General features: G+C 72.3%; 6 protein-coding genes. 4 read left to right on the top strand and 2 right to left on the bottom strand.

Annotated features, from left to right (window positions below; genetic code table 11):
- Positions 1–272: 272 nt before the first annotated feature.
- The 4 genes from VF746_19640 (at position 273) to hslO (ending at position 7138) form a co-directional block, all read left to right on the top strand.
- Positions 273–2699, top strand: a complete 2427-nt coding sequence (locus VF746_19640; GenBank protein ID HEX8694647.1) for an ABC transporter permease — start codon at positions 273–275, stop codon at positions 2697–2699.
- 342 nt (positions 2700–3041) lie between these two features.
- Positions 3042–4406, top strand: coding sequence for a sigma-54 dependent transcriptional regulator (locus VF746_19635; GenBank protein HEX8694646.1), 1365 nt, complete (start codon positions 3042–3044; stop codon positions 4404–4406).
- 238 nt (positions 4407–4644) lie between these two features.
- Positions 4645–5979, top strand: coding sequence for an ATP-binding protein (locus VF746_19630; protein ID HEX8694645.1), 1335 nt, complete (start codon positions 4645–4647; stop codon positions 5977–5979).
- 265 nt (positions 5980–6244) lie between these two features.
- Positions 6245–7138, top strand: coding sequence for an Hsp33 family molecular chaperone HslO (gene hslO / locus VF746_19625; protein ID HEX8694644.1), 894 nt, complete (start codon positions 6245–6247; stop codon positions 7136–7138).
- Positions 7139–7506: 368 nt separating this feature from the next.
- Here the strand turns inward: hslO and leuS are convergent, their stop codons facing one another.
- Positions 7507–9969 carry a leucine--tRNA ligase gene (leuS, locus tag VF746_19620; GenBank protein ID HEX8694643.1) on the bottom strand — a complete coding sequence of 821 codons (2463 nt, stop codon included), beginning with the start codon at positions 9967–9969 and terminating at the stop codon, positions 7507–7509.
- A gap of 1260 nt (positions 9970–11229) precedes the next feature.
- Positions 11230–12273, bottom strand: a complete 1044-nt coding sequence (locus tag VF746_19615) for an aminopeptidase (protein HEX8694642.1) — start codon at positions 12271–12273, stop codon at positions 11230–11232.
- Positions 12274–12732 lie beyond the last annotated feature (459 nt).

The raw sequence follows: 12732 nt of genomic DNA, 5'->3' as shown, positions 1-12732 counted from the left end.
CCGCTGCCCCCTCCGGCGCCACTACCGCGTCGCCACCTCCCCCGTGCCAGGGGAGGTGGCAGGGTGAGATCCGCGCTTCAGGCGAGACCGTCTCCAGGGCGGAGTATTCTCGCGAGCGCGCGGAAAGCCTGCCTCGCGGTAAGTGCACCCTTTCTCCCGCGCAGCGGGGGAGAGGGCCGGGGAGAGGGGGCGCCCCGCCCGCCGCCGCGCCGAAGCCGGTCGCAGCAAATCGACATCGTTGATAAACACCCGTCCTCGCGACGAATCGACCCATGGACACGCTCCTCCAGGACCTCCGCTACACCTTCCGCACGCTGCGGCAGTCGCCCGGCTTCACGGCCGTGGCGGTGCTCACGCTGGCGCTGGGGATCGGCGCCAACGCGGCCATCTTCAGCGCGGTCAACGGCGTGCTGCTGCGCCCCCTCCCGTACGACGAGCCGGGGCGCGTGGTGCGCCTGCTGGGGACCACGGACGGCGAGACGGCGTTCGGCACGGTCTCGTACCCGGACGTGATGGACATCCGCGCCCAGGCCACCGTGTTCGAGGAGGTCGCCGCGTACGACGAGTGGTCGCCCACGCTCACCGGCCCCGGCGAGCCGGAGCGGCTGGCCGGGGCGTCGGTCACCAGCCCCTTCTTCCGCGTGCTGGGGGTGCGGCCCGCGGCGGGGCGCTTCTTCCGGCCCGACGAGGACCGGCCCGGCCACGACCCGGCCGTCGTCCTCAGCCACGCGCTCTGGATGCAGCGCTTCGGCGGCGACCGCGGGCTCGTCAGCCGGCCGATCCTCCTCAACGGCACCTCGTACACGGTGGTGGGCGTCGCCCCGCCCGACTTCGAGGACCCGGACCTCTCCGACGACGCCGAGCGGCAGCCGGCGCTCTGGCGCGTCACCCCCGCCTACTTCAACCCCGAGCAGTCGTCCCGCAGCGGGCACGCGTTCACGGCGGTGGCGCGGCTCAGGCCCGGCGTGACGCTGGAGCGCGCCGCGGCCGAGGTCCAGGCGCTGGCCCGACGGCTGGAGGCGCAGTACCCCGAAGACAACCGGGGGCGGAGCGTGCGGCTGGTGACGCTCCAGGACGAGATCGTGGCCCCGGTGCGCCCCGCGCTCCTGGTGCTGCTGGCCGCCGCCGGCGTGGTGCTGCTGGTGGCGTGCGCCAACGTGGCCAGCCTGCTGCTGGCGCGCGCCGCCGGCCGCGAGCGCGAGATCGCCGTGCGTACGGCGCTGGGCGCCACCCGCCGCCGCGTGGTCCGCCAGCTCGTCACCGAGAGCCTGGCCCTCTCGGCGCTGGGCGGCGCGGCCGGCGTGGTGCTGGCCTACTGGGCCGCCGAGCCGCTGGCGGCGCTGGGCGGGAGCGAGCTCGCCCGCGCGGCGCAGGTGCGCGTGGACGGGCGCGTCCTCCTCTTCTCGGTGGCCGCGTCGCTCCTCACCGGGCTCCTCTTCGGCCTGGCGCCGGCGCTGCAGGCCACGGCGGTGGACCTGCACGCCGCGCTCAAGGAGGGGAGCCGCGGCAGCGCCGGACGCGGCGCGCGGCGCACCCGCGAGGCGCTGGTGGCGGCCGAGGTGGCGCTCTCGGCCACGCTCCTGGTCGCGGCCGGGCTCCTCCTGCGCTCGCTCTGGGCGCTGCAGGGCGTCGACTCCGGGGTGCGGAGCGACGGCGTGCTCACCTTCACCGTGAGCCCCTCGGCCGCCGCCTACGACAACCAGGAGAAGCTCGACCAGGTCTACCGCGCCCTCCAGGCGCGGCTGGCGGCGCTCCCCGGGGTGGAGAGCGTGGGCTTCGCCGACATCCTCCCCATGTCGGGCAGCTTCAACGGGATGTCGTTCACCGTCGAGGGGCGGCCCGCGCCCGCCCCCGGCAGCGAGCCGATGGTGGAGACGCGCGCCGCCGACCCCGGCTTCTTCCGCGCCCTGGGCGTCCCCGTGCTGCGCGGGCGGGGCTTCTCCGACCGCCCCGCCTCCGAGGGCCCGGCCGAGGCGGTGGTCGACCGGGCGATGGCGCGCCGCTTCTTCCCCGGCGAGGACCCGGTGGGCAGGCGCATCACCCTGCAGGACGTCACCTGGGAGATCGTGGGCGTGGTGGGCGACGTGCGGCACTTCGCGCTGGACCGCGCGCCCGAGCCCACCCTGTACGTCCCGCGCCGCCGCGCCGCCTGGAGCGGAAACGACGGCACGCTCCTGCTGCGCACCCGCGGCGACCCGCGCGCGCTGGCGGGCCCCGCGCGCCGGGCGGTGTGGTCGGTGGACCGCGCCATCCCGGTGAGCCAGGTGCGCACGATGGACGACGTGGTGGCGCGCACCGCCGGCCAGCCGCGCTTCCGCGCGCTCCTGCTGGGCGGCTTCGCGGCGCTGGCGCTGTTGCTGGGGGCGGTGGGGATCTACGGCGTGCTGGCGTACGGCATCGCCCGCCGCACCCGCGAACTGGGGATCCGCGTGGCCCTGGGCGCCGGGCGGCGGCAGCTGGTGCGGCTGGTGGTGCGCCAGGGGATGCGGCCGGTGGCGGTGGGGCTCGCGGCGGGGCTCGCCGGGGCATTGGCGGCCGGGAAGCTGGTCTCCGGCCTCCTCTTCGGCGTCGGCGCGGCGGACCCGGCCACCTTCGCCGCCGTGGCGCTGGTGATCGGCGGCGTGGCCGTGGTGGCGTGCCTGCTACCCGCCCGCCGCGCCACCCGCGTGGACCCGATGGTGGCGCTCCGGGCGGAGTAGGAGGCCCCCTCCGGCGCCGCTACCGCGTCGCCACCTCCCCCGTCCCGGGGGAGGTAGAAGGGCGAGGGTCCGCGCTTCGGGGCGAGGTCGTCTCCGGGGCGGAGCAGGCTGCACGGGAGCGTGCACCCGGCGCGGAAACCCGCCCCGCGGTATGTGCACCCTTTCTCCCGCGCAGCGGGGGAGAGGGCCGGGGAGAGGGGGCGCCCCGCCGCCGCGCCGATGCCAGCTCGGGCGCGGTGAAGTTGCCGTCGTCGTTGCTTCGGCGGGCGAGGGGCCTCTCCCCACGGAGCCTCTCGCCCGCTACAATCTTCCGCACACGCTTCAGGACACCGGCACGGTTCGATGAAGATCATCCCCCCGCCCCGCATCCTGGTCGCCGACGACCAGCTCGACGTCCTCGAGGCGCTCCGGCTCCTGCTCAAGGGCGAGGGCTACCAGCTCGAGACCGCCACCTCGCCCGCCGGCATCCTCGACACGGTCCGCGAAAAGGACCTGGACGTGGTGCTGATGGACCTCAACTACACCCGCGACACCACCTCGGGCCGCGAGGGGCTCGACCTCATCCAGCAGATCCAGGCCGCCGACTCCACCCTGCCGGTGATCGTGATGACCGCCTGGGGGAGCGTGGAGGGCGCCGTCGAGGCCATGCGCCGCGGCGCGCGCGACTACGTCGAGAAGCCGTGGGACGACGCGCGGCTGCTGGCCACCATCAACGGGCAGGTGGAGCTGGCGCGGGCGCTGCGCCAGAGCCAGCGGCTGGAGCAGGAGAACCGCCGGCTCCGGAGCGACGGCCTTCCGCACATGATCGCCCAGTCGCGCGCCATGCAGCCGATGCTGCGGCTGATGGAGCGCGTGGGCCCCTCCGACGCGCACGTGCTCATCACCGGCGAGCACGGCACGGGGAAGGACGTGGTCGCGCGCTGGCTGCACGCCTCCAGCCAGCGCGCCTCCCGCCCGCTGGTGACGGTCAACGCCGGCGCCATCGCCGAGGGCGTGTTCGAGAGCGAGCTGTTCGGGCACGTGAAGGGCGCCTTCACCGACGCGCGCACCGACCGCGTGGGGGCCTTCGAGCTGGCCGACGGGGGGACGCTCTTCCTGGACGAGATCGGCACCATGCCCCCCGAGCAGCAGGCCAAGCTCCTGCGCGTGCTGCAGACCGGCGAGTTCCAGCGCGTGGGCTCCAGCAAGACGCGCCGGGTGAACGTGCGCGTGCTGTCGGCCACCAACATCGACATCCGCCAGGCCGTGGCCGAGGGCCGCTTCCGCGAGGACCTCCTCTTCCGGCTGAACACGGTGGAGATCCACCTCCCCTCCTTACGCGAGCGCCGCGAGGACGTGCCGCTCCTGGCGATGCACTTCCTCCGGCGCCAGGCCGCGCAGTACCGGAAGGACCTCACCGGCTTCGACCCCGACGCCATGCAGGCCATGCTGGCCTACGCCTGGCCCGGCAACGTCCGCGAGCTGGAGCACGCCATCGAGCGCTCCGTCCTCCTGGCCGCCGGCCCCACCATCACCGCCGAAGACCTCACCCTCCAGTCGCGCGCCCCCTCCGCCGCGTCGCTGGAGGAGATGTCGCTGGAAGACGCCGAGCGCCTGCTGATCAGGAAGGCCCTGGCGCGCTTCAACGGCAACGTGAGCCACGCCGCCGAGGCGCTGGGCCTCAGCCGCAGCGCCCTCTACCGCCGCCTGGAGCGGTACGGCCTGTGACGGAGTCGACCGGAATGCGGAAGCAGACGTCTGCCATTCCGGGCGAGGCACGAGCGAGGACCATACTTACCACGCCACGAGGACCGCTGCCCCGCACCATCCTCTCCCGCCGCACCGTCGTTCCCCCTCTCCCGCGCAGCGGGGGAGGGCCGGGGAGGGGGCATCCCCGGCCGCGCCCGCGCCACGGCCTGCCGGAAGGGATCGCGTTCCTGCCGGCGCTCACCATGGCGAGCGCCCCGTGACCCCGCGCCGCCGCAGGCAGCCGCCCCGCCACGAGCAGCAGGTGCTGCGGCTCTGCTTCCTCACCGGCCTGCCGGGGACGCTGCTGGGGATGCTCCTGCTCTGGACCGGCGACTTCGCCGCGCGCACCCAGTGGACGCTCACCCTCTTCGTGGTCTCTGCGTGGCTCGGCTTCACCTTCGCCCTGCGCGAGAAGGTGATCCGGCCGCTGCAGACGCTGTCCAACCTGCTGGGGGCGCTGCGCGAGGGCGACTTCTCGCTGCGCGCCCGCGGCAGCGGCCACGACGACGCGCTGGGGCTGGCCATGCTGGAGGCCAACGCGCTGGGCGAGATCCTGCGCGAGCAGCGCGTGGGCGCCATGGAGGCCACCGCGCTGCTCCGGAAGGTGATGGAGGAGATCGACGTCGCCGTCTTCGCCTTCGACGGCGAGCAGCGGCTCAGGCTGGTGAACCGCGCCGGCGCGCGGCTGCTGGAGAGCACCCCCGAGCGCCTCCAGGGCGGCACCGCCGACGAAATGGGGCTCGACTTCTGCCTGCGCGGCGAGACCCCGCGCACCGTCGACCACGCCTTCCCCGGCGGGAGCGGCCGCTGGGAGGTGCGCCGCGATCCCTTCCGCCTGGGCGGGCGCCCCCACGAGCTGCTGGTGATCTCCGACCTCTCCCGCGCGCTGCGCGAGGAAGAGCGCCAGGCCTGGCAGCGGCTGATCCGCGTCCTCTCGCACGAGATCAACAACTCGCTGGCCCCCATCCAGTCCATCGCCGGGACGCTGCAGCGCCTGGCCGCCAAGGACCCGCCCCCGCCCGACCTGGCCGACGACCTGCGCCACGGCCTGGGGGTGATCGGCGGGCGCTCGCGCGCGCTCAGCCGCTTCATGGCCGAGTACGCCCGCCTGGCGCGCCTCCCCCCGCCCTCGCGCCAGCCGCTGAGCGTGGGCGACTGGGTGCGGCAGACCGCCGAGCTGGAGACGCGGCTTCCCGTGCGCGTGGTCCCCGGCGCCGACGTGGCGATCCACGCCGACCCCGACCAGCTCGACCAGCTGCTGATCAACCTGCTGCGCAACGCCGCCGACGCCGCGCTGGAGACCGGCGGCGGCGTGCGCGTGGGCTGGTCGCGCAACGGGTCCACGGTCGAGGTGTGGGTGGAAGACGACGGGCCGGGGCTGCCGGAGACGGCCAACCTCTTCGTCCCCTTCTTCACCACCAAGCCCAACGGCACGGGGATCGGCCTGGTGCTCTCCCGCCAGATCGCCGAGAACCACGGCGGCACCCTCACCCTCGAGAACCGCCCCGCCGCCCGCGGCTGCGTCGCCCGCCTCACCCTGCCGATCGGCTGAATCAAGTCCGGAAAACCGGCTGGTCGCTGTCATTCTGAGGCCCGGCCGCACCCGACCGGCATCCGCACGAGCGACGGCAGGGCCGAAGAATCTTCTCACCCCGCACCGTGGGTCGGGCGCGGCAGCGGCACCGGCGCCTGCCTGCTTCGTTCGCCGTTGTTCATCCCCCGTCCCGCGGAACCTCGCGGGTACAAGATTGTACCGGAAAGCACGACGCGCCGCGGCCGCAAGCACCGGCCGCGGCTTCTTTTGCGAGGAACCGACGATGATGCTGAACGGCGATTACATGGTGCGCGCCACGGCCCTGGACGGCCGCGTCCGCGCGTTCGCGATGCGGGCCACCGGCGTGGTGGCCGAGCTGCAGCGCCGCCACGGCACCTACCCCGCCGTGAGCGCCGCGCTGGGCCGCACCGCCATGGGCGCGCTGCTGCTGGCCGCCGCGTCGCTCAAGGAAGACGAGCAGGCGCTCTCCGTCGAGGTCAAGGGCGACGGCCCCGCCGGCCGCCTGCTGGTGACCGCCAACGGCCGCGGCGAGGTGCGCGGCCTGGTGAGCCGGCCGCGCGTGCACGCCGAGAGCCGGAACGGCAAGCTGAACGTGTCCGGCGTGGTGGGGACCAGCGGCTACCTCTCCGTCACCCGCGACCTGGGGATGCGCGACACCTACCAGGGCACCGTCGAGCTCGTCTCCGGCGAGATCGGCGACGACCTGGCCTACTACCTGGGCAAGAGCGAGCAGACCCCCTCCGCCGTGGGCGTGGGCGTGTTCGTGATCCCTGAGGGCACCGTCGACGCCGCCGGCGGCTACCTGGTGCAGCTCCTCCCCGGGGTCGAGGAAGACGAGGTGGCGGCCATCGAGCGGCGCGTCGCCGCGCTGCCGCACCCCACCCGGCTGATCCAGGAGGGCACCACCCCCGAGGGCGTGCTGGAGCGCATCTTCCCCGAGGGCTTCGAGCTGCTGGACCGCTACCCCGTGGCGTTCCGCTGCCCGTGCTCGCGCGAGCGGTTCGAGCGCGCCATCGTGAGCCTGGGCGAGGCCGAGGTGCGGCGGATCATCGAGGAGGAAGAGGAGCCCTACACCGAGGTGGTCTGCCACTTCTGCAACGAGGCCTACCACTTCACCCCCGAGGACATGACCGCCATCCTCGCGGCCGCGAAGTAATACCACTTTGCAGAGCATCGTTCGGGTACAGCTTTCTGATAGAGCATCACACAGAGGACACAGAGGACACAGAGAAACTTCAATCGCGTCTTCAGTTCCTCTGTGTTCTCTGTGTCCTCTGTGTGATTCCAATCTGTTCGGAACCAGAACAATGCTCGGCAATCTGGTATCATTGTCGGCTCGAGATGATACCGGATCGGAAAACAGCAGGGCCTCACGCAGAGTCAGCAGAGTCAACAGAGGGGTTTCTCTGCTAACTCTGCTGACTCTGCGTGAGACAAGTCGTTGTCGTATTTTGATATATGCGAAGAGCCCCGGCGCGGTTTCCCGCGCCGGGGCTCGTGCACATCCAGGATAACGCTCGACTGTCAGCCGACGACGAGGTTGATCAGGCGGTCGGGGACGAAGACGGTCTTCCGCACCTGCTTCCCGTCCAGGAACTTGCGCACGTTCTCGTCGGCCAGGGCGGCCTCGCGGGCGGCGTCCTCGGCGATGCCGCGGGCCATCGGCAGGCGCGCGCGCACCTTGCCGTTGACCTGCACCACGAGCTCCACCGTCTCGGCCACCGCCTTGGCCGGGTCGAACTCCGGCCAGCGCGCGCCGTCGAACACGGAGCCCTTCCCGCCCAGGCGCTCCCACAGCTCCTCGGCCAGGTGCGGCGCGAACGGGGCCACCAGCCGCGCGAGCGGCTCAACGGCCGCCCGCTCGGGGGTGCGGCCGCCCGCGCGCACCACGTTCAGGTACTCCATCATCGCCGCCACGGCGGTGTTGTACGAGAGCGCCTCCAGGTCCTCCGTCACCTTCTTCACCGTGGCGTGCAGCTTCTGCTCGACGGCGGGGTCGATCTCGCGCTCCTTCGCCGAGAGCGCGGCGTCCCACAGGCGGTTCAGGAAGTTGAAGGGGCCGCTGATCCCGCTGTCGCGGAAGTCGCCGCCCTCCTGGTACGGGCCCAGGAACATCAGGTACATGCGGATGGTGTCGGCGCCCCACTCGGCGATGTACTCGTCGGGCACCACCACGTTGCCGCGCGACTTGCTCATCTTGGCGCCCTCCTTCACGATCAGCCCGTGGGCCCGGAAGCGCGTGAAGGGCTCCTCGAAGTCCACGTGCCCCATGTCCTTGAGCGCCATGGTCACGAAGCGCGCGTACAGCAGGTGCAGCACCGCGTGCTCGTTGCCGCCGATGTAGCTGTTCACGGGCAGCCAGTGCCGCGTCACCTGCGGGTCGAACGGCACCTCGGCGTCGTTGGCCGACGGGTAGCGCAGGAAGTACCAGGCGCTGTCCAGGAACGTGTCGCTGACGTCGGTCTCGCGCCGCGCCTTCCCCCCGCACGAGGGGCACTCCGTCAGGTACCACTCCTCGTGCCGCGCCAGGGGGGAGACGCCGCTCGCGTCGGGCTTGAAGTCCTCGATCTGCGGCAGCAGCACCGGGAGCTGGTCCTCGGGGACGGGGACGGTGCCGCACCGGTCGCAGTAGAGGATCGGGATCGGCGGTCCCCAGTAGCGCTGCCGGCTGATCGTCCAGTCGTGCAGGCGGTAGTTCACCCGCGGCGTGCCGCTCCCGCTCTCGGCCAACTGCATGGTGATCGCCTGCTTCCCGTCTTCCACGGTGAGCCCGTTGAAGCGGCCGGAGTTCACCAGCCGCCCGGGGCCCGTGTACGCCGCCTCCAGCGGCGTGTCCGCGTCCTCCCCCTCCGCGGCGATCACGCGGCGGATCGTGAGGCCGAACTTGCTCGCGAACTCGAAGTCGCGCTCGTCGTGCCCGGGCACGGCCATGATGGCGCCGGTGCCGTACTCCATCAGCACGTAGTCGGCGATCCACACCGGGATCTCCTCGCCGGAGAGCGGGTTGAGCGCCCGCGCCCCGGTGTCGACCCCGGTCTTGGTGCGGTCGTCGGTCTTCCTGCGCGTCACCAGGTCCTGCGCGGCCACGGCGCGGCGGTACTCGTCCACCTCGGCGCGGCGCTCGTCCGGGGTGATGCGCTCCACCAGCGGGTGCTCGGGGGCCAGCACCATGTAGGTGGCCCCGAAGAGCGTGTCGGGCCGGGTGGTGAACACGCTGACGGCCAGCGGCTCGGCCGCGCCGGGCCGCTGCACCACGGGGAAGCGGATCTCGGCCCCCTCGCTCTTCCCGATCCAGTTCTCCTGCGCCTTCCTGGTGCTCTCCGACCAGTCGATCCAGCGCAGGTTGTCGAGCAGCTTCGCCACGTAGTCGGTGATGCGGAAGAACCACTGCGACAGGAAGCGCATCTCCACCGGCGTGCCGCAGCGCTCGCACTCGCCGCCCACCACCTGCTCGTTGGCCAGCACGGTGTTGCACGAGGGGCACCAGTTGACCGGCGCCTCCTTCTTCTCGGCCAGCCCGTGCTTGTACAGCTGCAGGAAGATCCACTGCGTCCAGCGGTAGTACGCCGGGTCGGTGGTGTTCACCGTGTGGTTCCAGTCGTACATGAGCCCCACCCGGCGCAGCTGCCGGGTGAAGCGCTCCACGTTCCTGGGGATCAGCTCGCCCGGGTGGATCCCCTGCTTGAGCGCGAAGTTCTCGGAGTGGATGCCGAACGCGTCGAAGCCGATCGGCTCGAACACGTCGAAGCCCTGCATCCGCTTGAAGCGCCCGTAGATGTCGGCGCCCGTGAAGGCGTAGATGTTCCCCACGTGCAGCCCCTCGGCCGACGGGTAGGGGAACATCATCAGGTTGTAGAAAGGGCGCTTCGCCGTGCGCAGGGCCTCGTCGGTCCACGCGTTGGTGCCCCGTTCCTCCCAGCGCGCCTGCCACTTCCGCTCGACCTCGGCGGGGTTGTAGCTGCTGGAGACGTGCGTGTGCTCGCTCATGATGACCGCTCGGACGATTTCGCTGCTGCCGTGAAGAAAGCAACGCCGCCGGCGAGCCCGCGCCGGCGGCTGTCTGTACCCTCGGAAAAGTGCGAAAACTCAGGCCGTTCCACAACCCCCGCGCCCGCCCCGCCTGGGGCGGCTCTTCCACAACCTGAGGCATCCCGGCCGCACCGCGCCGCCACGCCATTTCACGTCAGGTGGCTCCACCGCAAGCGCTTGGGCCGGTGCGTCGCCGGCTCCGGGCGCTGGTGCCGCCGTTGCACGCACCAGGCTCCGGCGGTGCGCCCGCCCGCCACTTGATGATTCCCTCCCGTGAAAGGCTGGTGCACCATGCCCCTCAGACCGCTCAACCAGTACTGGCACCCCTTCCGGCAGGACAACTTCCTCACCGCCACCGCGGAGGGCCGCGTCAGCGCGGTGCTGGCGGGCTACCGCTTCGTGCGAACGGAGGGGTGGGTCCGCGACCAGCCCGAGCACCAGGGGCACGTTCCGCTCGACCTGTTCTGGAGCCCGGCGCGGGGCGACAACTTCACCACCGCCACCGACGCGGGGCGGCGCGACGCCCGGGCGGCCGGCTACGCGTTCGTACGCACCGAGGGATGGGTGACCGGCATCCCGGTCCTGCTCGCCAGGCCGCTGGAGCTCTTCTGGAGCCCGGCGCGCGGCGACAACTTCACCACCGCCACCGAGGCCGGTGTCCGCGACGCGCTGGCGGCCGGGTACGTCCGCATCCGGACCGAGGGCACGCCCGAGGCCCCGCCGGAGCTGGACGGCGGCCGCAAGCTCAAGCTCTTCTTCCACGCGGGGCGCAACGACTTCCTGACCGCGTCCACGGTCCAGGCGGCATTGAGCGCGGCCGCGTCGGCGTACGAGTTCGTCGGGTTCGAGGGCGACAGTGCGCGTGGCGTGGACTCGGTGCCGCTCGACCTGTACTGGCACGCCGGGCGGCAGGACTACTTCTCGACCGCCACCGAGCAGGGCCGCCGCGACGCCGCGGCGGCCGGCTACACGCTCGTGGGCACGGAAGGATGGGTCTGGCCGGCCCGGGAGCTCGTGCCGCCCGACTGGGACCCGGCGCCCCTCAAGCAGTACTGGCACCCCTTCCTGGGCGACAACCTGCTCACCCGCTCGCCGGCGGTCGAGCAGGAGGCGCAGCGGCTGGGGTACGCGTTCGTCCGCGTGGAGGGCTGGACCGGATTCTCGCCCGGCAACTCCCGTGAGCCCGGCCGGCGGGGGTCCGCGGGCTCGCGAGGATGGCTACGCCGGCTCCACCAGCGCCGCCACCGCCGCGTAGGGGTCGTCCTTCTTCGAGCGCGCCGCGGCCACGATGTCGTCCATCGCGCGCTTCAGGTCGCCGCCGCGGGCGCGGAAGACGCGCTCGAAGAGGTCCAGCCGGTCGTAGTAGAGTCGCCGGGAGATCAGCGTGGCGTTGTTCAGCTGGTCGTTCAGGAAGCGGTCGAAGTTGGTCACCTCGAGCCGGGGACGGACGTCGCGCGCGTAGCGCTCCTTCGCCGCGGCGAAGACGTCCTCGCGCATGGCGACCTTCTGCTCGCTGGTGAGGTCGGCGCGGCCGTAGAGCGCCTCCAGGTCGCGCACCAGCCCGCTCAGGAAGGCGCCGAAGAGGAGGTCGTCGTCCCACTCCTCGCTCGCGCGGCGGCAGGCGGGCGACTCGGGTCCGTCCCTCCCGCAGAAGAAGGCGATGGCGCCGCGGCCGCCCACGAAGTTCGCCAGGCTCTCGTTGAAGGCGGCCTGGCCGGGGGCGTAGAAGGTGTTGTGGAAGAGCTCGTGGATCACGGTATTCGCCAGCGACACCTCGTCGTAGCGCAGCAGCGTGGAGAGGAGCGGGTCGTTGAACCATCCCAGCGTGCTGAACGCCGCCGTGGGGCGGAGGTACGTGTCGAATCCCTGCGCCTCCAGCCGGCGCACCTCGCGGCGGGCGTCGTCTTCCTCGAAGAACCCCTTGTACGGCACGCGGCCGACCACCGGGAACCACCAGGTCCTGGCCTGGAAGCGGTCGCGGTAGGCGGCCGAGAGCACCAGCGCCAGCGTGTCGGACTCCACGCGCGAGAACAGGGTGTAGCTCTTCCCGGCCCGGAGGCCCAGCGAGTCGGCGGCGTAGGCGCGCGCCTCCAGCACCAGCGCCAGCTTGGCGCGCGTCGCCTCGTCCGTGCGCGGGTCGGCGATCACCCTGGCGATCGGCGTGCGCCGCTGGAGGATCTTCGCCTCCTCCCAGGTGGCGCGCAGCACGTACCCGGGCGAGCAGGCCGAGAGCGCCGCCGGGAGCAGGGCGAGGAGAATCAAACGAGAGAGCGGTTTCATCTCGCGTCGCAGAGGGAATCGGCGGCCGGTCCGGGACGAATCGCCCACCAATAAAGAACGGCTTCCGCCGAAACGGAAGCCGTGCGCAGGAGCCGCGCCGCAGCCGATCCCACCGGGAACTGGTTGTCATTCCGAGCGGCGCCGCATCACCGAAGCGGTCTTCGCTCCGAAGCTGGGCGGCGCCCGAGGAATCTACTCACCCTGCCGCGTGGCTGGCTCCGTGCACCGATCCGGCCTCTCGGCTGCCGCAGGTAGATTCCTCGGGAGCCCTGACGGCGTCGGTGCGGACGCGGGTCCGGTGCACCGGGCTCCGCTCGGAATGACAGATCGCGAGAAGTGCATCCCGAACCAGGAGATCCGATCATCCGCGCACAAACGGCGGGCAGCGGTGTACAGGGACGCCGGCAGAAGCAGCACGCTCCCCGACCCCGGAGCATTTCG

Origin of the sequence: Longimicrobium sp. (assembly GCA_036389795.1) — a bacterium.
Lineage (GTDB): Bacteria > Gemmatimonadota > Gemmatimonadetes > Longimicrobiales > Longimicrobiaceae > Longimicrobium.
Note: the sequence above shows the minus strand (reverse complement) of the source record. Positions and strands in the feature narration are given on the sequence as shown.